Source organism: Thioflexithrix psekupsensis (assembly GCF_002149925.1).
Classification (GTDB): Bacteria; Pseudomonadota; Gammaproteobacteria; order Beggiatoales; family Beggiatoaceae; genus Thioflexithrix; species Thioflexithrix psekupsensis.
In genome coordinates, this window is record NZ_MSLT01000012.1 from 1,042,231 (window position 1) to 1,067,812 (window position 25,582).

The 25,582-nt window shown below is 42.9% G+C and carries 22 protein-coding genes; 4 read left to right on the forward strand and 18 right to left on the reverse strand.

The annotated features are described in order from the left end of the window. Positions 1–3: 3 nt before the first annotated feature. The 5 genes from TPSD3_RS09635 to TPSD3_RS09655 are packed head-to-tail and all read right to left on the reverse strand — an operon-like array spanning position 4 to position 5,336. Positions 4–1,245, reverse strand: a complete 1,242-nt coding sequence (locus tag TPSD3_RS09635; protein WP_086488319.1) for a hypothetical protein — start codon at positions 1,243–1,245, stop codon at positions 4–6. Next, entirely contained in the window at positions 1,242–2,291 is a 1,050-nt protein-coding gene (locus tag TPSD3_RS09640; RefSeq protein WP_086488320.1) for a type III-B CRISPR module-associated Cmr3 family protein, read from the reverse strand. The genes TPSD3_RS09635 and TPSD3_RS09640 overlap by 4 nt, the downstream gene beginning before the upstream one ends. Then, positions 2,275–4,131, reverse strand: a complete 1,857-nt coding sequence (gene cas10 / locus TPSD3_RS09645) for a type III-B CRISPR-associated protein Cas10/Cmr2 (protein ID WP_086488321.1) — start codon at positions 4,129–4,131, stop codon at positions 2,275–2,277. Before cas10 ends, TPSD3_RS09640 begins: the two co-directional genes overlap by 17 nt. Before the next feature lie 9 nt (positions 4,132–4,140). Continuing rightward, the gene (cmr1, locus tag TPSD3_RS09650) at positions 4,141–5,088 is read right to left on the reverse strand and encodes a type III-B CRISPR module RAMP protein Cmr1 (RefSeq protein WP_086488322.1); all 948 of its coding nucleotides are present in this window, start codon (positions 5,086–5,088) and stop codon (positions 4,141–4,143) included. 14 nt (positions 5,089–5,102) lie between these two features. Next, positions 5,103–5,336 (reverse strand): hypothetical protein, encoded by a 234-nt coding sequence (locus tag TPSD3_RS09655; RefSeq protein ID WP_086488323.1) that lies wholly within the window; start codon positions 5,334–5,336, stop codon positions 5,103–5,105. Positions 5,337–5,365: 29 nt separating this feature from the next. On the opposite strand from TPSD3_RS09655, the gene TPSD3_RS09660 reads away from it, so the two are divergent. From TPSD3_RS09660 to guaB, 4 genes are all read left to right on the forward strand, one after another. Continuing rightward, positions 5,366–5,977, forward strand: a complete 612-nt coding sequence (locus tag TPSD3_RS09660) for a c-type cytochrome (protein ID WP_217884416.1) — start codon at positions 5,366–5,368, stop codon at positions 5,975–5,977. Positions 5,978–5,998: 21 nt separating this feature from the next. After that, entirely contained in the window at positions 5,999–7,297 is a 1,299-nt protein-coding gene (locus TPSD3_RS09665) for an FCSD flavin-binding domain-containing protein (protein WP_086488324.1), read from the forward strand. A gap of 329 nt (positions 7,298–7,626) precedes the next feature. Then, positions 7,627–9,627 (forward strand): choice-of-anchor I family protein, encoded by a 2,001-nt coding sequence (locus TPSD3_RS09670; RefSeq protein ID WP_086488325.1) that lies wholly within the window; start codon positions 7,627–7,629, stop codon positions 9,625–9,627. A 580-nt stretch (positions 9,628–10,207) separates the two neighbouring features. Next, positions 10,208–11,674, forward strand: coding sequence for an IMP dehydrogenase (gene guaB, locus TPSD3_RS09675; RefSeq protein WP_086488326.1), 1,467 nt, complete (start codon positions 10,208–10,210; stop codon positions 11,672–11,674). Positions 11,675–11,847: 173 nt separating this feature from the next. Here guaB and TPSD3_RS09680 read toward each other — a convergent pair whose 3' ends face one another. The 13 genes from TPSD3_RS09680 to TPSD3_RS09735 all read right to left on the reverse strand — a co-directional run bounded on the left by TPSD3_RS09680 (position 11,848) and on the right by TPSD3_RS09735 (position 25,576). After that, positions 11,848–13,935 carry a methyl-accepting chemotaxis protein gene (locus TPSD3_RS09680; protein ID WP_086488327.1) on the reverse strand — a complete coding sequence of 696 codons (2,088 nt, stop codon included), beginning with the start codon at positions 13,933–13,935 and terminating at the stop codon, positions 11,848–11,850. 130 nt (positions 13,936–14,065) lie between these two features. After that, positions 14,066–14,614, reverse strand: coding sequence for a chemotaxis protein CheW (locus TPSD3_RS09685; protein ID WP_086488328.1), 549 nt, complete (start codon positions 14,612–14,614; stop codon positions 14,066–14,068). A 51-nt stretch (positions 14,615–14,665) separates the two neighbouring features. Continuing rightward, positions 14,666–15,028, reverse strand: coding sequence for a response regulator (locus TPSD3_RS09690; RefSeq protein WP_086488329.1), 363 nt, complete (start codon positions 15,026–15,028; stop codon positions 14,666–14,668). Positions 15,029–15,248: 220 nt separating this feature from the next. Continuing rightward, positions 15,249–15,692 (reverse strand): response regulator, encoded by a 444-nt coding sequence (locus tag TPSD3_RS09695; protein WP_425353089.1) that lies wholly within the window; start codon positions 15,690–15,692, stop codon positions 15,249–15,251. Positions 15,693–15,954: 262 nt separating this feature from the next. Next, positions 15,955–16,128 carry a hypothetical protein gene (locus tag TPSD3_RS17530; RefSeq protein WP_176329817.1) on the reverse strand — a complete coding sequence of 58 codons (174 nt, stop codon included), beginning with the start codon at positions 16,126–16,128 and terminating at the stop codon, positions 15,955–15,957. A gap of 84 nt (positions 16,129–16,212) precedes the next feature. Next, the gene (locus TPSD3_RS09700; RefSeq protein WP_245391555.1) at positions 16,213–17,331 is read right to left on the reverse strand and encodes a DUF2333 family protein; all 1,119 of its coding nucleotides are present in this window, start codon (positions 17,329–17,331) and stop codon (positions 16,213–16,215) included. Positions 17,332–17,442: 111 nt separating this feature from the next. Then, positions 17,443–18,855, reverse strand: a complete 1,413-nt coding sequence (locus tag TPSD3_RS09705; RefSeq protein ID WP_086488330.1) for a dynamin family protein — start codon at positions 18,853–18,855, stop codon at positions 17,443–17,445. A gap of 143 nt (positions 18,856–18,998) precedes the next feature. After that, positions 18,999–19,925, reverse strand: coding sequence for a bifunctional riboflavin kinase/FAD synthetase (ribF, locus tag TPSD3_RS09710; protein WP_086488331.1), 927 nt, complete (start codon positions 19,923–19,925; stop codon positions 18,999–19,001). Between the two features lie 45 nt (positions 19,926–19,970). After that, positions 19,971–20,465, reverse strand: a complete 495-nt coding sequence (locus TPSD3_RS09715) for a TOL_0243 family YfiR-like periplasmic protein (protein WP_176329818.1) — start codon at positions 20,463–20,465, stop codon at positions 19,971–19,973. A gap of 244 nt (positions 20,466–20,709) precedes the next feature. Further along, positions 20,710–21,585, reverse strand: a complete 876-nt coding sequence (locus TPSD3_RS09720) for a glycosyltransferase family 2 protein (protein ID WP_245391556.1) — start codon at positions 21,583–21,585, stop codon at positions 20,710–20,712. Between the two features lie 485 nt (positions 21,586–22,070). Next, positions 22,071–23,207: a porin gene (locus TPSD3_RS09725; protein ID WP_086488333.1), complete on the reverse strand. Its 1,137-nt coding sequence runs from the start codon at positions 23,205–23,207 to the stop codon at positions 22,071–22,073. Positions 23,208–23,561: 354 nt separating this feature from the next. Further along, positions 23,562–24,728 (reverse strand): glycosyltransferase, encoded by a 1,167-nt coding sequence (locus TPSD3_RS09730; RefSeq protein ID WP_086488334.1) that lies wholly within the window; start codon positions 24,726–24,728, stop codon positions 23,562–23,564. An 8-nt stretch (positions 24,729–24,736) separates the two neighbouring features. Then, entirely contained in the window at positions 24,737–25,576 is an 840-nt protein-coding gene (locus TPSD3_RS09735) for a type II secretion system protein (protein WP_086488335.1), read from the reverse strand. Between the last annotated feature and the right edge of the window lie 6 nt (positions 25,577–25,582).

Below are 25,582 nucleotides of genomic sequence, written 5' to 3' on the forward strand. Positions count from 1 at the left end.
GTCCTACTGATTGTTTCTAAGTGGTTTTTGCAATGCAAGGATGGTTAAAGGAGCGTTTTTTAGCTTATTATTAAATTCATTTTCAATCCGAGTACTATAACTCTTATCTGCAACTTCAGAATCAATAAAGTAATAATTGTAAACAGTTAGTTGTTGACTCTCCTGCTCATATTTGTACTGCAATCGAATACGAAGATTAGAATCTTTACACACCCATGTACTGTCACCAATCTTGCAATGCTTTATGTTTTCATCTACAAAAGTATTAAAATCCTGAGATAAATTACCCAGTTTTGATTTCAATACTCGGATAGCTTCTCTGACTTTATCTTGGTTCGATGGCTGGTCTTTAAAAAATTTAAAGTCATAAGGTACTTTGACTAAAAAGCTATTGTCATATTCACGCCAAACCACTCGCCCCATTGCATTGAGAGAAAATATGCGGTTTTCATTGTCGGCTTCTTCGAGATAATAAAAATCAAACTCTGATGGAATTTGCTTTTCTTTTTTGTAGCTTTCCCATGAAACAGAATGGCTTACCAATACTGTTTCATTCAATATATTGAAAATAGAACTGTTGTTGCCAATAAAAATCCAATCTAAATTAATTGGAGCTTGAGGAATTTTAATAACATCATCAGTGTCTTCAAATAAGTAAAAAATTGGAATTCGATTAAGTTGAGCAAACATCGACAAAAATGGAATTAGGGCTTTATATCCACCTGTAATATTCAGGGCGCAATAATCTTTATAAGAAGAGTCAATAATGCAGTAATAACGCTCAACAAGATTAATCAATCCTTTACTTTCAAATACCATCTTACTCTGTACATTTAACTCATTAATGGTATCCAATTTTTTATTAAACTCAACTTCAATATTGGAATGATATGCCTCAAACCATTCCTTAATTAATTCCGCGGCAATAACAGAAGAGACACTATCAGTAGCCAGCAAATGTACACGAATATCTCCCAACTCTTCCCCAATCTTCAAAATACTCTTAATCTCCGCTGAGGCAGCAACATTCGGTTCTCCATTCCGTTTAAACCAAAGACTTTTTATATATTCCCTGATATGGTTTACTTTCCCATTGTAATAATCATACTTGCTTGCACTGGCATTAGAAATGCTATCGAACTGAGAATCAATAGATTCATAGTCACTTCTAATTTCGCCTTTTATTTCGGGTTTCATATAGTTAGTGAATAAGGATGTTCCTACAGTTGTGATTAATGTTTTCATTTTTTAGACTCCAGTGGTAAATTAGCAATAAAAGATAATCCAAAACCTTGCTCTGAATATACATCAGAAATCATTTTTTGATGTAATTTTTCAATAATTAATTTGGGGTCGTCATTATCATTACGGTAATAATAGACAGCTCCAGCAGGAACAACTTGATAAGTCGGTTTTGGTCTATTTTTCTGAATATCAAAACCGCCTATAGCCACAGGTTTAGGAATTGCAGCGGTAATTAATTTACAAGAAAAACCAAATCGTTCTAAATCTGGATAAGCCCCTTGATGAAAAATAGCAGGCGATGCTAAGTAAAGTTTAAAAACACTTCCTTTCTTTAAAGAATGTTCTTTTGGAATGATTTTAGAACCAAAATTAGAAATCGAATCAAAACGGGCTGCTTTTCCTTCCCCGCCTAATTTCATTAACCCTTTTTTTGGGAAATCATTCAATCCTTCAATTTCAACAGACAATTTAATCTCAAAACGTTGTGTACCAACTCGATATAAAAACCCTTCCTCTACGCTGTGAGTAGCCATATTATAAACGATGCCGATTTTGGGTTCTTCATGCAAATATTCCTTTATTTTCTTTAAATATATGTTTTTTTTCTTACCCTGTAAATAATTTCTAAAACTGGTCTCTTGTATCAGAAATCCCAGTGATTCTTTTAGACTTTGTTTTTCAGGCATAATCACCTCTGAAAAACCAAAATTAGTAATAATTTTAGAAGAAATAGGGCGACGATAGTAATAATAGCCGTGGTAGGTTTTTTCAGGTTTTTCTTCCACCGCCAAATCCAGCGGAGCAGGCAGCAAATAGCGATGTCCTCTGACCGAATAATATAAATCAGTAATGCGAAAATTCTTAGTTTTTTCTTCAATTTGTTCAGGCGGAATGGCATGATGAACCGCATAAGTCGCTCGCAACGCTCCATAAATCACGCTAGGCATCGGCAATCCCGCCCCATCTGCCCATATATCCCCACCCGCGGAAAAGGGTTTGCCATCTCGAAAAAATAAGGGATCAAAGGCTTCAATTTGAATCAGCATTAGATATTTCCTCGACAGAAGACTTAATATGGCGTTGTAAAAACATCGCTACTTTTAAAGTTTCAATAAAATTATTAAGGACATCATGGTTAATTTTCTCTGATGATTGTCCCCATAAAATTTTTTCTGCTTCTAAAAGAAATTTTAAGGTGTCATATAGTTGTTTAATTTCACACTGTGTTTTTTCTCTTCCCAATCCCTCTGGCGCAGCACGAATTATTAAACGGTGCAATTCACTTAGAAACATACCTTGATGCGTTTGTTTAGACGGATTTTGAAATTCAGCCGCTAATCGGCGTGCAAAAGTATCAGAAAAGCCATTCGATAATCCATCAATAACTTTTTTTAACTCATTTGGTACAAACACATCCCCATGATACCAAGGTAAAATCGCTTGATTACTTTCGCCTGAACGCTTCATCAAATTGATGGTTAAAGCATCTTTATCGATTACTTGATTACTTTTGCCCGAATTTTTCGTCGAATCGACGGTTGAGGCTGCTTTATCATCTGGACGAATGCTTTTTTTTGCATCTTTTTCAGCACATCGCACCTGTTGCAATACGATGTGTAAGGGAGTTCGATAGTGAGAAACAACAACTCCCGCAGAAAAAGTCATCTTATATTTCAATTTAAACTGTTTCTCTAACTCGACATTCACCAATTCTTCAAACTTACTGCGTAATTGCTCTAACACTGAGAATAAAGAAGTTAAATTAATAAATCCTAAAAAGTCATCACCACCTGCATAGACCGATTGACCGCGTGGCGGTTCTAAATAATCTGATGCGTATTTAGCAAAATCTGCTAATTTTTCAGAGAATTTTTGATGAAATGAATGTAACTCACTTTCATTTTTCAATTCCAAAAATTCCCCGCTTAACCATTTCCCCATATTGTCTCCATCAAATGCCAACAGAGCATAATAACGGGTAGTTGGTTTGGGTAATTTGTCAATAATAGATTTAACTTTATCCAACAAATGAAGCTCTAATCCTTCTTGTTGAAAATATTTAGGCGTTAGATTTTCTTCAAAATAAAGCTCTTCATCAAATTCATCTTTTGAGAAAAGATTGCGCAAATCATTGCCTTTAATTTTTTCAAAATAATCCATTAAAGCAACAGCAGAAGTACGTGGAAATGAATCGATGTGGCGATAGTAGCGTTTGCTTAAACTGATTGCACTTAGGGCTTCGCCGGGTTTAAGAAACTTAAACGGAATATCCTCATATTTTGGTGACAGTTCAACAGCTTGTTTGGGTAAATAGGCCAATCGTTTACCACTTGTATGAGGACGATAAAACAAGGCATTACGAGAACCATCTAAGCTACAGTTGCGCCCTTGCTCTCCTTGTCCTTTTCCGAATTGAGCAAAATCGCGGCTGTTTTTCATAGCAGCCGCCAATTCAGATAGATTTTGATAAGCCTGTACATAATTCTCTTCAATCGGATAAAATAACCAGCGTATATCCAAATGTTGCTCAATTTGTTCATCAAATCCCGCAGGCTTGGGAAATCTTTTACCACACGCTTTGTTAAATGCGTCATCAGCAATTTTCCGAAAACACTCGCGCACGGCTTGCTCGGCTTCCTCACCGATTTGTTTTAACAATTCAGATTCAGCCGTAATTTCAATTTCACCTAATACTCGATTAGATAAAGATTTACTTTCTAAATCATAAGGATAAATGATTTTTGCGCCTTTTTTCTCAAAAAACTTTCCTGCCGTTTTGGTTAGTTCGGATAAAATACGGCTTCCTGCCCACAAATCATGTGTTTTGCGAGCCTGCGCAATAAAACTTTGAACTGGACTATGGGTAAAAAGAAAAAGATATTTCATTTGGAGTCCTTATTTAAAGACCTCATCCTTGAATTCCTTTGGAATATCGGGATTTGGCTTTTTATTAATCAGCAGCGTATTGTTGAGTGTGGTGATAATAGGACGTTTTCCAGATTTATCAGCCACAACGGAAGCATAAATCGGTGAAGCAAATCGATTGATATTAGCTGGAGGATTATTAATTCCACCCATCTCAATGTGATAACCACCAGCATGATTTTTATTTACAGAATGACTTGCATTAGAAATCTTTTTCGGCAAGTTGTCTTCTGTTGGCTTTCCTATCTCAATTTTAGTGATACAAGGGTAAGAATGTGGTGATTTTTGAAACGTAGAAATAATAAAACTATTTTGAGAACGCTGTTTTTGATCTGCTTGTTTAAATTGCTTAGGATTAAGAACATTAAGATGTTTAAGTAACTCTTCTGTCAAATCAGCAATAACAAACTCAGACCCATCTATCTCTTCAATCGCAATACTACCCATGCCTCGTCGGCTACGTTTTCCAAATCCACCCAATAATGCACTGACAATAAACAAAGACCTTATCTCATTAATTGTTATACATTCTGGAGAGTGGGGTTTTAAACAAAATTTGACTGTAAAAGTTCCTTCTATTGATTCTGTAGTGAACGATTTATGTGGAACCAGCTCTTTAGGTAGTATTTTGATTCCATTTTTCTCTTCCTCAACACGAACAAAAAAACGACTCTGTAAGGAGTTATTATTTTCTCCCACGCCTCCAAAAATTTGTTTTTCCGTTTCTTTCAACTTATCAGGTGATAAATTCCCATGAATCGCTCTCCACCAAAAACGCAGCACTCCCTTAATGCTCGGTGGGCGTAACTCTGCGGTTTTGCCATCTGCACCCGCCATAAACAAAGGGGTTATTGTTTTACATTTAAACTCAACTCTCTCTATAATTTGAAGCGTGAAACAAACCTGTATTAACCACAAAATTTATCTACTCATTAGTACAAAATATCACAAACGCCATCGCTTTTTTCTGTGAAACTCGCTATCATTTTTCGGGCATCCAGAAATCTTTTGACGATGCCCCCTGACGAATCTAGCACTTGTACTTGAAATTGCACTCCACTGGACGCACGCTTTTCAATGAGTCGCTTTTCAACACAACTGGCGTGGTTTTGCGTCCCCAACGCATCTCGACGCAGAATCGACACCCTAAACTCGAAGTCAGTCATCGCTTTTTCACCAAAGGAGTCACGTGTGTATGATCAAACGTAACACACTATCAGCCTCGCTGTTCATGCTGTTAAGCATGGGTTTACATACTGCTGCTTCAGCCGAAGCTCCCGATTTAGCCACAGGAATGCTGGTCAACACCTGTGTTGCCTGCCACGGTCCTAGTGGTTCTAGCCATGGCCCCGCCATTCCCAGTATTGCGGGCATGTCTCACGATACTTTCATGAATGCCATGACCACTTACAAAAGTGATGAGCGTAAAGAAACCATCATGAATCGCATCGCTAAAGGTTACAGCGAAGCCGATTTTGAAGTCATGGCCGCTTATTTTGCAAAACAAGAATTCGTGCGTTTTCCCCAAGAAACAGACAGTAAAAAAGCCAAAGCCGGCGCAAAATTGCACAAACAACATTGTGAAAATTGCCATGCCGACAACGGTTTTACCGATGAGGACGGTTCAAGTATTTTAGCGGGTCAATGGTTGCCCTACTTGGAAGCCAGCTTGAGCGATTTCAGCAAAAAAGAACGCGAAATGCCCAAGAAAATGGCCGATGCCATGAAAGCAGTCATGAAAAAAGGCGGCGAAGCCAGCTTAGAACAATTGGCTCATTTCTACGCCAGTCAAACCAAAAAACCCTAAACACGCACAGGAGAACAGTGAATGTCAACGTTAAATCGCCGACAATTTTTAAAAGCGAGTGCGGGTTTAGCCGCGGTGAGTGCCGTAGGAATGCCCTATCTGAGCCATGCTGACAGCAAAGGTGGACACGTGGTCATCATCGGCGGCGGCGCAGGGGGAACTATCGTTGCCAAATACCTGCGCAAAGCCGATCCCAGCATCCAAGTGACCTTGGTGGAGAAAAATGCCGATTACTACACTTGCTTTATGAGCAACGAAGTGCTTGGCGGAGATCGCACCATTGACAGCCTCAAATTCGGCTACGATGCGCTGGCCAAACAAGGCGTAGAAATCGTCACCGAAGAAGCCACCGCCATCGATCCCACCGCAAAAACCGTCACCACATCTGGTGGCAAAACACTAAAATATGACCGCTTAGTGGTATCGCCGGGCATTAGTTTAGTTTACGAAGGCATCGAAGGTTACAGCAAGGAAGTGGCTGAAAAAATACCCCATGCGTGGAAAGCAGGCGCACAAACCACCCTATTACGCGGCCAATTGGAAGCCATGAAAGATGGTGGCGTGGTTATTGTGACTTCTCCTCCCAATCCTTACCGCTGCCCACCCGGACCCTACGAACGAGTAAGTCAAATCGCCCATTATCTGAAAAAACATAAACCTAAATCAAAAGTCTTGTTACTCGACGCAAAAGACAGTTTTCCCAAACAAGGTTTATTCATTCAAGGCTGGACTAAACTGTACGGCTACGGCACAGACAAGAGTCTGATCCAATGGCTGCCCGCCGCAGAACAAGGTAAAGTGGTGCGAGTTGATGCCAGCGACATGTCTGTTTACGCAGGCGATTTGGAAGACAAACACACTGCGGATGTTATCAATGTTATTCCACCGCAAAAAGCAGGGAAAATCGCCATTGACAGCGGTTTGACCGATGCGACGGGCTGGTGTCCTGTGGACAAACGCACGTTTGAATCGACGCTGCACAAAGATGTTTATGTGATTGGTGATGCAGCGATTACTGAAATGCCCAAATCCGCTTATTCTGCCAATTCGCAAGCCAAAGTGTGTGTGGCGGCTATTGTGACTTCGTTGCAAGGCAAGGAAATGATTGAACCTTCTTACGTCAATACCTGTTATAGCATTGTCGGAGAAGATTATGGTATTTCTGTTGCGGCCATTTTCAAATACAAAGAAGGCGCATTGGCTTCTGTGGAAGGCGCGGGTGGGGTGACTCCATCTGATGCTTCAGCCGACCATTTGCGTCGTGAAGTTCTGTATGCGCACAGTTGGTTTAAGAACATTACTGTAGATATGTTCAGCTAATCGTTTTTACTAAAAATCTACGCAAAAAGGAACGATGGCAAAATGCCGTCGTTCCGCCCCGCCAAACTCATACCCCTCTGTCCATAAATCACAATCCATGCTCGCTGCTTATTGCAATTTGCAGTTTTTCTCAAAACCGTATCAGCCCAATAATAGTCTTCACATTCAAGTGGTCAACGCATAAATTCTGATCTTAACCGCCTCATTTCGCCAGCTTAGAAAAACAAAAACTTTCATACAATTGACATCAAAACTTGGAATAATCGACCCCTTTTACTTGCCCAAGCCAATACGGGCGATTAACTCAGCCAAACAAGTGGGGTAAATTGATGAAAATGAAGCGAAAACTCATCGGAGTTATTATTGGTTTTCTTATCGGAACGACAAACAGCCACGCAGACGGTGCCTGCCCTACACCGATTCTGGGAGAAAACTTAGATATTTCAATTCCATCTTTTCGTTACACTCCGCCAGAGGGTGGTCTCATGCGGGCGTGGGCGGATTTTTCGTTTTATGGTACGGCACCGGATGGACAGTTTTTATGGGTGCTAAATAAATACGGCTTAAACACGGATAGCCTACAATTACAAAAAGTTGGCGTTTATCACAGTGGTATTTTTGGCAAAAGTGCAGCCGAAATTCCAGCATTTGACGCAGTGTCCAAACGTGTATTCATAGTCAATGCCGCAGATGGTAAAGTGGATGTACTTGATTTATCTGATCCGAGTACGCCTGTCAAGATAGGTGAATTGAGTTCAACTGAACTGCTGGCCGAATCGAAAGTCAACAGTGTTGCGGTTCAAGGGGGGATTGTTGCCATTGCCATCGAAGCCAATCCTAAAACCAACCCTGGCCGTGTTGCGTTTTACCAAGCCAGTGATTTGTCTCTTTTGAGTCATGTTGAAGTGGGTGCATTGCCGGACATGCTGATTTTTACGCCGGACGGCAAACAGGTGTTAGTTGCCAATGAAGGCGAACCCAGTGATGACTACCAAATTGATCCAGAAGGCTCAATTGGTATCATTGATGTGAGCGACATCGCCAATCCCACGGTTAAAATGGCTGATTTTTCGTCGTTCAATGGACAGGAATTTGTGTTGCGTGCCAGAGGTGTTCGTATTTTTGGGACACGTGCAAATGCAGCCAAAGACCTTGAACCAGAATACATTACAGTCTCTGCCGATAGTAAAACGGCTTGGGCGACACTACAAGAAAATAATGCGTTAGCAAAAATTGACATTGCTTCGGCGATGGTTACAGACATTTTGCCTTTGGGTTATAAAGATCATGGCAAAGCGGGCAATGAAATTGATGCGTCAGATGGAGACGGCAAGCCTGATCTCATGGGTATTGATATTCGTACTTGGCCGGGTTTGAAAGGCATGTACATGCCCGATGCGATGTCTGCTTATGCCGTAGGCGGAAAAACCTATTTAGTCACGGCTAATGAAGGCGATGCCCGCGCTTGGGGCGAGGACAATGAGGCGTATTGGGCAGGCGATGCCAGCAAGGGCTTTGTCGAAGAATGGCGCGTTAAACATCTGGTGCATAAGGATGGATTCGACCGCCGTAAAGGCGACGATCTGCCGCCGCAGTTGCGGGAATTGGCGGCGGGTGCGTTGCTTAATCCAACAGTATTTCAGTATTGCGGTGCATTACCCGGTGATCCCGGTGCTTGTCGTGCGGATGAAAATCTAGGACGGTTAAAAATCACCTGGACAATGGGTTATCGGCAAGATGCTCATGGCAATCCTGTTTTGTTTAATGCCGACGGGGTAGAGGATGCCGCGGGTGATCGTTTGATGTATGATAATCTTTACGCTTTTGGGGGTCGTTCATTTGCGATTTGGGATGAAAATGGTCGCTTAGTTTGGGATTCTGGTGCTGAAATTGAGCATTTTATTGCCAGCGATGCGTGTATGGCAGGTGTTGATCGCAATATTCCCTGTAAAACTTATTTCAATTCAAGCCACACAGATGGCAGCAGTTTCGACAACCGCAGTGACGACAAAGGGCCAGAACCCGAAGGCATGACACTTGGCAGCGTCGGCAATAAAACATTTGCTTTTATCGGTCTTGAACGGATGGGCGGCGTATTGGTGTATGATATTACGAATCCAACAGCCCCATTTCGCGTGGATTATTTGAACTTGCGCGAAGAGTGGGTGACTGAAGACCCGGCTACCGTACTGGCTCAAGTTGGCGATCTTGGTCCGGAAGGACTGGCGTTTGTTTCGGCTGAGGCCTCGCCCAACGGTAAGCCGCTTTTAATCGTGGGCAACGAAGTCAGCGGTACGACATCCGTTTTTCAATTGAATCTCAACGACTAAATTAATTTTTTTTGTGCTGAATAGGAATTTACTATCATAAATTCTAATTCAGCATGAAATTAAAGATTAAAAATTTATCAATATTCAGCTCTAAAAAAACCTTACGCGGCACGAATAAAACTTTTTTGCAATTAATGCAGTTAAGTGGCAAAGCTTTATTAAAATTACTGGGTTTTCCTATTAAATTGCTTTCGTAAACTAAGCAATGAGGAGGTAGTTAATATGCTCAATGGGAACAATGGGCTTTGAATATATTGGATGCGAAAACACCAGAAGATGTTTTTCAGGATTGAATCATTTTTTTGTGCTGAATTAGGAATTTATTTATTGGTGCGCTGTTCTGCATTAAGAAAGAAGCGTGGGGAGTATTATTATACGTTATTGTAGCGGCTCGTTTTCTAAATACAACTGTTTAATTTTTCTTTTTTGCAGATCATCCTGTAAATTCCGATTCAAACAAAAAAGAAATACCACTGAAATCATTGATTTTTTTTCTATGCCCTCCATTTTTCTTTGACCCTTCTTTGAAAAAAGCGATAATGTAAGGTTATTTTTCGTAACCGAACTTCAGGAATTTAACATGCGAATTGCTCAAGAAGCACTTACTTTTGATGATGTCCTACTTTTGCCGGCGCATTCTACTATTTTGCCTAAACAAGTGAACCTCGGCACCGCCTTGACGCGGGAGATTAAACTTAATATTCCCATTGTTTCTGCGGCAATGGATACGGTGACTGAGGCACGTTTAGCGATTACGCTGGCTCAAGAAGGTGGAATTGGTATTATTCATAAAAATCTCACCATCGAAGAACAAGCCCGCCAAGTGCGTTTGGTGAAAAAATTTGAAAGTGGCGTGATTAGCGATCCGATTACTGTCCCTCCAGATACCAGCATTCGAGAAGTGTTGGCTTTGACCCGTGCGCAGAATATTTCAGGTGTTCCTGTGGTGGACAATGGCTTATTGGTGGGGATTGTCACCAGTCGGGATTTACGATTTGAAATGGGTTATGACAATCCCGTATCGCGCATCATGACCCCGAAAAATCGCCTCGTTACGGTACAAGAAGGTGCGTCACGTGAAGAAGTACAAGCCTTGTTGCATCAACACCGTATTGAGAAAATTTTAGTGGTCAATGATAAATTTGAATTGCGCGGATTGGTCACGGTAAAAGACATTCAAAAAGCCACTGAAAAACCCTATGCCTGTAAGGATTCTCAAGAGCGTTTGCGTGTCGGCGCGGCGGTGGGAACGGGCGAAGAAAGTCATGCCCGCGTTGCGGCTTTGGTCGAAGCGGGGGTGGATGTGATTATTGTCGATACTGCCCATGGGCATTCACAAGGCGTTTTGGATCAAATTCGTTGGATTAAACAACATTATCCTGAAGTGCAGTTGATCGGCGGTAATATTGCGACAGGTGAAGCGGCATTGGCATTGGCTGAAGCGGGGGCGGATGGGGTGAAAGTGGGGATTGGCCCTGGTTCAATCTGTACCACTCGAATTGTGGCGGGGGTGGGTGTTCCCCAAATTACGGCGATTGATAACGTGGTGCAGGCCTTAAAAAACAAGGATATACCCATTATTGCGGATGGGGGCATTCGTTATTCTGGTGACATTGCTAAGGCGATTGCAACGGGCGCGCATTCGGTGATGATCGGCGGATTATTAGCAGGGACGGAAGAGGCACCGGGTGAGGTTGAGTTATATCAAGGGCGATCTTACAAAAGTTATCGTGGGATGGGGTCAATTGCGGCAATGTCGCAAGCACATGGTTCTAAAGATCGTTATTTTCAAGAAAGTTCTGATGTGGATAAACTGGTGCCTGAGGGGATTGAAGGGCGTGTTCCGTATAAAGGTAGCATGTTAGGTGTAATTCATCAGTTATTGGGGGGCTTGCGCTCCAGTATGGGTTATACAGGTTGTCATAATTTAGAAGAGATGCGTACTCGTCCTCAATTCGTCAAAGTAACTTTAGCCGGGATGCGTGAGAGCCATGTACACGATGTCACCATCACCAAAGAAGCTCCGAATTATCGCGTTGATTCTTAAATGATTTGCTGGATGTGGTTTTGCCGAGTTCCTTCCATTTTTTGATGGGGGGAACTGGTTTTTTGTGCGTTTTCAGATTCAGATCATTTGTTTTTCTGCACCATAAAAATACCCGCTGAACGTTTAAAGTCCCGCGGGTATTTTTTCCGAAAAAATAACCAGTCTACTTGCCTTTACTTGCGTCCAGCCAGCGAATCGCCCATTTCCATAATGGCCTGTTGAACATCGTCAGGCAATTTGAAGCCAGCCACTGATTTCTTCAACTCATTGGCTAACTCGGCTAAACGTTCAATCGCGGCTGCCGTTTCGTTGGTGCCGTTCGACGTTTGGGTGGTGATTTCCTGAATAATGGTCATCGTACCTGAAATGTTAGAAGCCACTGCCGCTTGCGTGCGTGACGTTTGAGAAATATTTTCAATTTGTCCTGCTAATTGGACGGAAACTTTTTCAATTTCCGTCAACGATTCACCCGCACGCTCCGCAATTTTCGCTCCCGCGACCACACCCGCGGTACTTTGTTCCATAGAACTAACCGCTTCATTGGTGTCGCTTTGAATGGTTTTAACCAGCGCGTCGATCTGTTTGGTGGCGTTGCCTGAACGTTCGGCTAAACGTTGTACTTCATCAGCCACCACCGCAAAGCCACGTCCGGCTTCGCCTGCCATTGCCGCTTGAATGGCTGCGTTTAAGGCCAGAATGTTGGTTTGATCGGCGATGTCATCAATTAAGCCAACGATTTCACCAATCTCTTGCGAGCTTTCGCCTAAGCGTTTAATCCGTTTTGAGGTTTCTTGAATCTGCTCACGAATGTTATCCATACCGGCGATGGTATCTTGTACGGCTTTTGCCCCTTTGCTGGCAATTTCCACCGACTTTTTCGCCACATCGGCCGATTCAATCGCGTTAGCCGACACTTTTTTCACCGAGTTGGCCATGCCAATAATGGCTTGACCGGCTTTAGCGATTTGTTGGGCTTGACGTTCGCTGGCGTGCGTCAATTGTGCGGCCACTTGGCGCGTACTTTGTGCGGCACTGGTGACTTGGAACGCGGTTTTGTTAATACTGATGACCAATTCTCGCAAGGCTTCAATCGCGTAATTGATCGCGTCAGCAATCGCCCCCGTAAAGTCTTCTGTCACCGTCGCTGTCACCGTTAAATCACCATCGGCTAAATCGGCAATTTCACTGAGTAAACGCAAAATGGCTTCTTGATTGCGTTGATTGGTGCGTTGGCTTTCTTCCAAACGTTCGCGGGTTTCTGCGGCGCGTGCCTGATTGATGCGAATAATCAAATAACCCAGCAATACTAACAGCACCAACACCACCACCGCTAAGACATTGCCTAAGAATGGTGAAACAAAACGAGAATTGGCAATGCGAATGTAAGTGTTTTGTAAATTCTCAATGCTGTTTAATAACTCTGGTGTCACATCGTTAATGGCCTGCGATGCGTCTTTGGCTTGGAATAACTGCTCAGATTTATCCAGAAAATCGTCTGCACGAGAAATACGCTCATCAAACAAACTGGCTAATTCTTGAATGGCCTGTTGTGCTGCCGGATGGGTGACAGGAGTCACTAATTGTCCACCATCCAGTAATGAAGCCAAAGTGTCGCTAAATTCGCTGATGTCATCACCCAGTTGTCGCTCTGCATCCAAAGCCTCTGCGTCGCCGCGGAACGAAACTCGAATACTATTAGAAATTCGCTCCAGCAACATCAGTTGACGAGTCATCAGGTACATCTGCATGGGAGTCGCTCCGCCAGCAATCATAATTTGCAGTACGGATTCAGTTTTAGTGACCATAGGCGCGGTCAATTGAATTAACTCTTCCAATTGCAAATACAGACGGGTTACATCTTCCTGCGTGGCCAGCAATTGATTAATACTGGTGTTGGCGGTTTGCCAATGATCGGTCAAGGCCGATAACGCCAAACTGGCTTCTTCAGGAGTTCCTGGCATCTTTGTTGCTGGATTGCCTGAAGTCACTTTTTCTAAAATACCTTGGTATTCTTGTGTTTTAGTGGCGATTTCCTTGAAGGCAACCGCATCCCCACGCGCTGCTGCTGAGGCGTGTTGGTTAAACTGTTGCGACAGCAAACGTAATTGGGTCACGTAGCGCAGGTATTCTTCATCATATTCCTTGTTAATGGCAACCAGCGTAAAGGTGGCGATCATCAGCACAAATGACAGTAAGAGAACACCAATAAAGGCAAATAGCCACGTATTTGTAGAACCTAGAGTTTTTAACGGTAATTTCATGGCTAGATGTTATCCTCCGCTGAATAAAGAAAACATGATGAGAGCAATTCCATAACGTAATGAATGTGATGATAAAAATCGCGTTGAGTTCATCTCAAATCTCAATTTCAAATCATAAAACGCGATGTACTTATTGGGCTGCTTTTAAAAAGGCATCGCTTTCGGCCAAACGGTGCAAATCAAACACAACCCACGTGTGATCTTCATAATGAAACACACCACGCGCATAAGGGGCCAACCAGATGTCTTGACAGATCGCTTCGGAATCACGGTGTTGTTCGGGAAAATGTTTGATTCCTATCACTTCATCCACCAATAATCCCGCGTTGATCCCGGCGTGATTAATCACTAATACTCGTGTAGGACTTTCTAAAATGGTCACGTGACTTTCCAAACAGGCTTGTAAGTCAATAATCGGCAGTAACTGCCCGTGAACATTGGCTAAACCCCGTACCCAAGATTTTGCCCCCGGCACCCGCGCCATCACGGTGGGGACGGGCATGACCTCACGAATTTCAGTTAATCCAGATACTAAAGTCACTGTGCCTACCCGAAAGGCAATGCCGCGCCAAATCTGTTGGATTTTTTCCTGCCGCGGCAAACCTCGCGCTTTTTGTCGAGCGCGACGCTCCAACTCTTGTAACCACTGAAACGGTGGTTGCGCTAAGGTGTTGGCCATCTTTAGAAAACTCTCCAGAACGAAGTGGATGCGATGTCAGGGAACATTGGATTAGCCAATGAGTTTTTTCACAGCGGCTAACAATTCATCTTGTTTGACGGGCTTAACCAAGAATTCTTTCGCTCCCTGCATCAACCCCCATGCACGGTCACTTTCCATATTTTTGGACGAAACAATGACCACCGGTATATTTTTGGTATCTTCGCCTTTCGTGATTTTACGGGTGGCTTGGAAACCATTCAGGCCGGGCATGACGACATCCATAATAATCAAGTTAGGCTTGATTTCCTTAGCCTTTTGTATGCCTTCTTCGCCATTGGTGGCCTCGGAAGTCTGGTAGCCTTGACTCTCCAGAATATTTTTGACGAGGTAGGCATCTGTGGGTGAATCATCAACGATTAATATGTGCGCCATACCGATACTTTTTTCTAGCGAAAGTGAGAAACATCAGATAACGACGACCAAGTGGGTCGGCTGTATCTACCCAAGCGCGTGCCGAATGGAAACGCGCACCTGCGATATTACGGTTGTTCGTGTCGTTAAGCAACTGGACAAACGGCGATGTCAGCTTAACGAGAAAAGGCAATGTCATCGCATCTGCCTCGTGTTGACTATCGCCGAGTGAATGCACCGATTACCCTGCTTTGACATCAACGACATAGGTTTTAATCGTACTGAGAAGTTCTTCACGGGTAAAGGGCTTTGTCATGTAATGCTCCGCGCCGACAATGCGGCTACGGGCGCGTTCAAAAAGCCCATCTTTACTCGATAACATGACGATGGGGGTCTTTTTAAAAGCTTGATTATTCTTGATCAAAGCACATGTTTGGTAGCCGTCGAGGCGAGGCATCATGATGTCAACAAAAATGATGTTGGGTTGATGCTCCATGACTTTTGACAACGACTCAAAGCCGTCGGTGGCGGTAATGACCTCGCAGCCCGCTTTTTTCAAAAGGGTTTCAGCGGTTCGACGGATGGTTTTGCTGTCGTCAATCACAACGACTTTGATGCCTTCAAAACTGGTTTCTGCGCTCACTGTTTTGCCTGCCCATTCAGACACACTCTTGCGATGCGTCAACGGTATAGGCTTCCTTGCGGGGAAGCTGTGTTTTACGAATTATTTCTTTGTGTGGGGCGCGGTGAGTCCCGCAACAACACACAATGAAACATGATGTTGTTCAGTTGTACAAAAGAAATTCGGCTTTTCAGGAGTCAGCTCATGAATGAAGCCTTGTCACTTTATGGTTTACTTAGGGCGCGCCCAGTTTAAGCGTTTAGCGGGCAATTGAAAAGACCCAATTGCGTGGACGTGAGCCGTTTATCCTAAAAACGTGCCTTTTTCAAGGCGAATGCAATGCGGTGAGGGGGAATGGCTCGCATTGTGTTATACCCACTAGGTGGTGCGAAATGCCAGTGACCCGCCGCTGATGCCCTAATGATACGCGATTTAACAGTGAATTCAATCGTATTGTTAAAGTATTTTCTAGCTTTAAGCAAGGAAATGCAAGTGGCATAAAGTAATTTTTCCCGTTTTCAGTCACGTGCCAAAGCCATTGGGTTCGTTTGGGCGTTCTGGGGTTTGGCACGTTGGACAGGGATTAACCGCGTTGTAATAATTCTCGCAGTTCAATAATTCCCGCATTGGCACGGGAAATATAACCCGCCATCACCAAAGAATGATTGGCAAAAAAACCAAAATCAGAACCATTTAAAATCATCGGACTCCACACGGTACGTTGGGTGGATTCTAGTTCACGAATGATTTGTTGTAGACTGACTCTGGCGTTTTTCTTTTCTAACACTTCTTTGAAATCAATGTCAATGGCGTGTAACAAATGCAATAACGCCCACGTGGTGCCGCGAGTTTCGTAAAAAACATCATCAATTTCTAGCCAAGGGGTTTTGGTGTGATCGACGGCTTCTTGTCCGGTGGCGCGACGAGCATCGGGATCACCGGCTAAATCAATATTTAACCGAGCTTGTCCCACACTGGCACTGAGTCGTTGGGATAAATCGCCTAAACGACGTGATACCGTTCTCAACCAATCGGTTAAATTGTCTGCACGAGAGAAAAATTGGGCATCTTGGCGACTGGGATCAGCCAGCATATTGAGATAGGCTTCTACGCCAGCAATCCCTTGCGCATACTCACTCTCAGCGGCGGGAAACATCCACGCCATATTGTCCACGTTAAAACGGGGTTCGGCGTTGGCTAGGTCTTTACTTTCGTCGCCTAAGGTTTGCGAGCGGCTGATGTCGTTGCGCAGCACCTTTGTGAAATCACGCACTTGTCGTAAAACACCAAATTCCCAGTTTGGAATATTGTCCATAAAAATACCCGGTGGCATTTTATCATTACTTAAATAGCCGCCGGGTTTATTTAACAAGGTATTGCTGATTTGAATCAACGTATTTGTTGTAATATAGCCCACCACAAGTGTTTCATTACGGGCTTTGGCACGTTCTTCTGCGGCGGCTTGTACGTCAAATAAATCAGGTTCCATGCCCCAGTAAAGGCTCAATAAAAACAAGAAAACCACAATAATGCCCACAACCACCATCGCAAAACGCAATAATCCCTGTTGTCTCAAAGAAAACCAGCGAAGCCAACCCGAACGAGTCGATTGACTTGCAACAGCAGGGTTTGTGTCTGGGGTGATTGGATTCATTTCTGGATTTGAATCTTCACGGTTAGAATGGGTAGATGGGTCGCTCATGAAAACTCTCCTGAATAAGCGGCTGATTGGACTCAATCCTGAAATTTCCGAAAAATGGCGTGGCATTGCCCTGAGGAAACCACGCCATGATGGCTGACGATAGGAATTTTCTTAATTGGCACCGGAAGGATTGGTGAAGCGATCATTCAATCGTTTGACATATTCGTTACATTTTGCCCGGACGTTGGCGAGGCGACGGCGAGCGTATCCACCCCAACCAGAAGGCGTATTGGAAAATTTAAACGCGCTGGCATTCTTCTTAAATGCCCGTTGCAAACTTTCGCGGGTGCGATCATCCATGACCTGCATTCCGATTTGAGCGATGGTGTGACGGGTAGCGGCTTGAGTCACCTTTGTGTGTAGCCACCACAGCACCACAATCAACACCCCAGTGGCAATGCCCCACTCTAACGGTGCCATGTTCATCAAGGGAGAAAGATCGGGCGTAGTAACCCCGTAAGCAACCCCCAACAACACCGCCACCAGAATAAATAAACTCAAATTACCCCAAAATACCCGCGATTTCCAACGCGCCAACCAATCGCTTAATTGAGGCACTAAACGATCTTCAATATCACGGCTAATTTGTTCTAACACACTAACAATGCGATAAGCGCGTTCATTTTTCACTTGATCAATGCGGGTGTGGATTTCTTTTAAATCTTCAGCCAGTTTCGTTTCGTAACGTTGTTTAACGACGGGGTCATTAATGGGCATGGCAATGGTGGGATCGTAGATACGATAAAAACGTCCGGCAGTCAATCCGGCTTGGGCGAGGGAGCGTTGCCACGCAGCGACCACTTCTTCTAAATTATCTTCACGGGCAGTCACATCAATTTGATTGAGGATAAACAAGAACTTATTGGCATCGGGGCGATCAATAGTCTCAGCCACCAAATGTTCCAACGTATCTCGCATGGCACCGGGTTCAGGATGACGCGCATCAAAGAAAACCAACACCAAATCAGATAAATCAATAATATGTTTAGTAATGCGCAGAGTAGAAGTCCGTTGACTGTCAGCATCAAAGCCGGGGGAATCAATAATAATTCGCCCTTTTAACTTTTCACTGGCGCAGGTTTTCACTTGCAAGTAAGAATCAACGCGGTGGCCGCTGCTGCTTACCAATTCTCTAATCCCTTGACTGATTTGATAAAACGGAAACCGTGGATCCGCATCCAAAGCCGTACCGGGTAAAGTGGACATTCCTTGATCATTGCCACCCAAACAAATCACGGTAAATTTATCATCAACAGCTTGCGTGCCGGTGCGTTGTAATTTTTGTCCCAAAAAACCGTTGATAAACGTGGACTTACCAGAAGAGTACGTTCCCAACACCGACACCATCGGCCACCAAGAGACACGAGTGGCATAAGATTCCTCTTCACCAATCAGGCCGAGATTGTAAGCCACTTCGTCCAATTCTCGAAAAGATTCAACCACATCTTGCAATACATCGATTTCATTTTTTAAGTGATGCTGCAAATTTTCCAAATGGGTAGTAATTTGTATATGTTCTGACATAGGCGTGTTCCTCGTTTGATGTCACGATTGGGGTAAAAAATCGACTTTTTACAGGGATACCAGAAAACTGGAGTTGCGTTTATTTGTCCATTATGGTTATCCCAAAGCGCAGTCACAAGCGCAGTAAAGTAGGGCAGGCTTGTTTAAGACAGTAACGCTTGTTTTGCTTGAATAACATCTTGTTCAATTTGAATTTTTAGGGCAGAAAATGATTCAAAACGTTGTTCATCGCGTATTTTTTTTACAAATTCAATTTCTACATATTGGCCATAAAACATTTCATTAATATCAAATAGATGTACTTCTAATAAATGATATTTTCCGCCCACCGTTGGACGCATCCCAAGGTTGGCAATGCCCGGCAAAGGACAATCATGCAACCCATGAAGATACACCGCAAAAACGCCTGAAATGGGTGATTTTAAACGATGCAAGGCAATATTCGCTGTAGGAAAACCAATGGTACGCCCGCGCTGCTGACCGTAACCCACCCGACCACATACCGTATAAGGCCGCCCCAGTAATTCATATGCCAGTTGCATATCGCCTTGCGCTAAGGCTTGTCGAATACGAGTGCTGCTGACCCGTTCACCATTGAGCAAAAAGGCAGGATAAGACTCCACCGTAAAACCGTGACGTTCGCCGGCGCGTGCCAAAGTAGACACCGTCCCTTCGCGTCCGCGCCCAAAGTGAAAATCATCCCCAATCACCACATGACGAACTTGTAATCCATCAATCAAGAGGTGTCGAATAAAATCATCCGCCGCACATTGGGCAAACTGCGGATCAAACCGCATACAAAGTACCCGATCCACTCCGTATAACCGTAAAGTCATCAGTTTTTCCCGCAAACGGGTCAAACGAGCGGGAGCGTATTCAGGCATAAAAAATTCGGTGGGTTGTGGTTCAAAAATCATGACGGTGGTGGGCAAATGCAATGCTGTGGCATGTTGCAGCAAGCGTTGTAATAGCATTTGGTGGCCACGATGTACTCCATCAAAATTGCCAATAGTGGCGACACAGCCGCGATGTCGTGGACGTAATTGACTTAAATGACGAATAAATTCCATAAACCGATGTTAATCATGTTATTTTTATAGGTGATAATTTGTTGCTTATTCTTTTACAATTTTTGAAACGCGCAATAAATTGGCACTGATCACCAAATCCACTTGGCGTGCCGCCGCTAAATTGACCATTAATCGCACATTACTACTTTGCAAATAAAATTCAATGATACCGCCCGCTTGAGCAAAATCGACAATATCACTCACCGTTAAAATTGGCCGGTTACCAATGTCTTTTAGAATATTTTTTAAATCACTGGCTTCGGAGTCACTGACAAATAAAACCTGACAATTTAGTAACTCAGCCAATAGGTTAGAACGTTTAATTAAAATATGTCGTCCTTGTACTTTTTCACCTTGTACGGCGATGTCTAAGTTTTTCTTAAAAGGGTCTTTACCATAAACACAAATGTAAAAAGAATCATCATCAGAAAAGGCCTTTTCTGGCCATTTCACAAAGTTAGCAAAGTTATATAAAAAAACGGCTTTAACTTGATATTCATCCGCCACACTGGTATTCGCCAGCGCAGAACCTGAATGCAACCCCCCCACCAACAAAGTAAAAAAATAACACAGCCTCGTTGTGGCTGGGGAAAGTCGCCATATTGTATGGCGGTATGAAATAAAACGTCTTAGTTGACTCAGCATGGAATTAAAAAGTGGCACGTGGCAAACTCAGGTTAATTGATTCTTGGTAATGCGATGTGATATTTCATATCACTACGAAACATCGCCATGATTTTAATTCAGTATTAAAGTGAATTTTAGACGATTTTAAGGTTTTTCCCTACTTTTCATCTTTTTTATATAAAAGTTGAGTAATTTGTTCGGATACTAAACCAATCAGGAATATTAAAATAGCCGTGATAAACAATAATGCACCCATATTAGTAAAACGCCCGTCCGTACTGAAGGTATAACCGTAGTAAGATAAACCAAGAATAAAAAAACTTAAACTCAATGGGCCAAAAATTTTAAGCGGTGAATATAGCGTGCCAATTTTAAAAATAATAATCAAAAAACGTATCCCATCTTTCAATGGATTAATGTGACTTTTACCGATTCGTTTGGGGGCTTTAATCTCCACATAAGCCACAGAATAACCCGCACGAAAAAAAGCCATCGTGATTGTAGTAGGATAAGAAAAACTATTGGGCAATAAACTCATAAATTCTCTAAACCGTTGGGCTTTCACGGCGCGAAAACCTGAGGTTAAATCTGCAATGGAGTGTCCAACCATCGAACTGGCTAAACGGTTATAAAAACCATTGGCCAGAGAACGTCCTAAACTGGCTTGAGAAGCCCGATCTCGTGCGCCAACCACCATATCATGCCCGCTGTCCATTAGCAGAGCCAGTAAACGCGCCACATCTTGGGGTTGATGCTGGCCGTCAGCGTCCATAAACACCAAAATGTCGCCTGTTGCGGCTCTGGCACCGGTTTTGATTGCCGCTCCGTTGCCCATGCGGTAGGCATGTCGAATCACCGTCACTTGTGCGGCGTGCGCCACTGCCACCGAATCATCCGAAGAACCATCATCAACCACAATAATTTCTGCTTCAGGCTGATGATGCCGCAAAGCAGGCAAGAGGATTTTTAAACTTTCCGCTTCGTTTAAACAGGGTAAAATAATACTTAACGTATGGGTTATTGGGGTCATCATTTAGGTGTTCGCCACACAAAAAATTGGAATCTTGGAATCATTGAGATCAAGCATAGCAACACATCTGTAAACGTCGCTATTCCACGCTTCGCTGATGATCATAGCATTATCACATGCAAAGCAACACCAAATCCCATTTATCCAACGGCATTACGATGCAGCAACCACGCGAATTTACGGTATAAGATAGGGATATTATGTCAGAAAACGCGCCCAACGGGATCGGTTTTGACGAAAGAACGACTCTCAAAGATGAGAAACGTGGATATAAAAGTTTTACAACAAAATGACAGGTAAAAAAATGGGCGTGTCCGCTACACAGTTTTGGAGTTTTGGAGACACTCTCGTGCTTGGACAACGCCCTAAAATACTACATGCTACACATCATATACGCCGTGCAGTGTGCCATTGTTTATTTTCAGGTTGATGACAAACCCATGTTAAATCAATGACAAACGCATTTGTGTCAGGCGATAGCGGATAAATTAGAATTTAACTCGTGCGCCGCCCATGACAATGAAAATGTCTTCGGGGTTTACGCCGTTGTCACGATCTAACTCAAAACCTTGATAGTGCAGGAATAATTCCGTGCTGGCTGCATCAATATTTTGTACCAATGACGCACCATAGGTTTTGTAAGTATCGCCTTGTGCGGCTAAATCTAAAGTTTCACCGTATTCAACAGATACCGCTGTTTTACCCAATGGCAACGCACTGAATTGATAGCCTAATTTACCCCAGTAATTCACTGGCTCATCACGCTCTCTGTCGTCTTCTAACGTGTCTTTCAACGTATCGGTTAAGTCGCTCAACTTTTTGAAATCGGTTGTGCCAGCACTCAATGTCAGGTTCAAACCAAAATCAAACAACGCAGAAATTGAGCCGTTAAATTGACTTTCGGCACCTGGCAACTTACTGGGTGGCGCGTCAGCAAAATCTGCATACGCTACCGCGCCTGCTAACTTCATGAAACCAAAGTCATTGTCATAACGCAATGCCACGTCATACTGTTCCGCAGTCACTGCTGAAGCCGATAACATGAAACCTGCTAATTTAGGTGTGTCATAACGGACACGGTCATTACGTCCTAAACCGTCAAAATAGGTTGTAACACTACCGATAGTAAACTTATCACCCAACTTGCTGCCATCTGCCGCACGCCAATGTAACGCGCCACCAGTGCCGCTTGTGTCAGCGTAAGAAGCCACCGCAGTCCCTGATAAATCCACTTCTGAGGTGGCTTTAGAGGCGGTGTCCCCTTGACCTAACCACAATGTCCCCATTTTCTTACTCATAAAGTAAGTTTCTAATTTACGTTCTCTAAAAGCATTGTGATTGGGATAAGTACCCATTGATACTTCATTACTGGCTTGAGATTGTTGTTCAACCTCGAATTGCGCGCCGACGGTGACATCGTCGTTTAAGGGATGACGCGCATCAATAATAATACGGGTAGAAGAATTGTCGTTGTCAACAAAGAAAGTTTCGCTGTCTACGCCATCATCGGCATACATGATCGCACGGTTGACATGACCTTTTAATGTCACATCTGCCGCCGCCCAAGGGGAAACCGCCACCAATACAGAGGCACAAGCGATTGTCAGAGCTTTTCTATGAAACATAATTTTCCTCGCAAAATATTCAGGGTTAATTTCAAAACAGATTAAATCAGTTAAAAAACGAAGCACTCACGTGCTGTCGCAAACAATACAACAATTGTCGCTTTAAAGATACACTTTACAACAGCTTTGTGACCAATTTGTGACCCATCGCCCTTGTTGTATTTCTGCAACGGTCAAAGAGACTCACCGCACAACTTACCAATCAGACCCAAACCATTATAGATGATATTCACCGCATTGGGGAAAATTGATGTGGACTTTTTATCAACTGTGACATAAAAACAACAACTTTTTTACCACACCTCCACTCACTGTGGCAAAGTACAACCGCATTCGTGTGAAGTCAACTAAAAATTACGATAAAACACGCGCATAGAGACGATCAATCGCCAGGGCAACAGCTTCTATCGTGAGATGTTGTGCAAATCGCTGCTGTGCGTGTAGGGCTAGAGATCGCTTTTGGTTGGGATTGTGCCACAACATGCGCAACTGTTGAACCAAAGCCACCACATCATTGGGCGGCACTAATAAGCCAGTATGTGGATGGTCAATAATCCAATTCACGCCCGCTCCTGGAATTGCGCTGGCCACAATTGCACATTGATAACGCATGGCTTCCAACAAAACCATGCCAAAGGCTTCCGTTCTTTCTAAAGACGGCAAACAAAATACGTCACAAGTGCTAAATAATCCCGCTAATTGTTGCTCGTCAATAAATCCTAATAATTTTACTCTATTTTGCAAATTTAAATGCTGAATGAGATCAGTTAAAGTTTGTCGTTGTTCTCCTTCGCCGACAATATTTAATTGGGCTTGGGGAATTTCGGCTAAAGCTCGAATTAAAACGTCATGCCCTTTGTAATAACTTAATCTTCCTACCGTCAATAAACGAAACGGATAATGATTATCCCAGTTAGATGTCGCCCATTGTAAAATATGATTTGTGGGTTTAGGTAAACGATCTAAGGCAATGCCCAGTGGAATGACCTGTGTTTTATCTTGCCACTGTTTTAAAGCCAAACTGCTTTGTAAATAAGGAGTTGAAGTGGCAATAATGGCTTTTGCTTGTTTTAATAAAGCCTGTTCAAACGGACGATATAAGCGATAAGCCAACATTAAACGATCATCATGCACCGATGTGACATCAGAATGCCAATGAATCACTGTTGGAATTTGTCGAATGGTGGGGAAAAATAATCCCCAAAAAGCAGAAGTATTGGGTAAATGTAAATGCAATAAATCAGGTTGAAAATCTTGTATAATTTTACGCCACCAAAACGGAAATTGAGGGCTAATTGGTGCATATAACAAACGCCCATAACTGGGACAACGAAAAATCGCAGGATAATTTTTATCCATCGCCACCGAGGTAAAAAAACGGGATAGATTCGCATGATGATCATGCACTAAGGCCATAACGGTATGATTTTTTTGTTGCAACGGTAATAAATCGGCTAAAAAATGCTCTATTCCTCCCGCAAATGGAGGATAATATTTTCCTATATGTAAAATTTTTGCCATTTTAATGGTTATTTATTGTTGATAAAATAAAACTGATTATTTTTTGCCAAATAACTGAATAATATTTGTGGTGAAATCCATTGAACTAAATCATCAAAAGTACTGACATCAGCCCCCATATAAAAACGAGTATCCGTATTGGCTTTAAGATAATATTTTGATCCGGATATGGCAGAATGAACGCCATAATTTACAGCCTCAAATGATCCTGTTGTGGGAGTTTGTATCCAATTTTTTCCTAGTGAGAAAATGACGACCGTAGCAGCGGTGGCTGAACAATTGTTTTGCGCGTCGCAAATTTGCAAATTAGGCATGAAATCAGATAAATTTTTAGTGGAACAAAGAGTTACATTAAAAGTAGGGCAGTCAGATTTTTTTTCAATCATGGCTTGACGCAATGTTGCAAAAGCAAAAGGACTCGTGTAAATCCAAGTGTCACATAGACAACTGGTATCGCCGCGATTAGACACACTATAACGATAAGGATTACCCCAAACATCCTCCATCAATCCAGAATCTGAATTAGCCATTAAACCCAAAGCAGCATGAGGTACAAAACCATGTGAAGTCGGTGTTGTTTCGTGTGGCATTCGACAAATATGGCTATTTGCACCCCGCGAATGTTCATTACCTCCGCTGCTCAAACTGGCTGGGCAAGGAAAATGGCCGTTAATTAAATAATAGCCCAATAAAGCCTCACGAATTTGTTTTAATTCTGTTTGTACTTGTTGGCGTTGACTCGCTTCGCGTTGCGCAGCCAATGGCATCAATAAAGCACCTGTTAATAATCCAATAATTAATATCACCATTGCCAATTCAACTAGAGTAAAACCTATTTGTTGTTTCATTTTTTT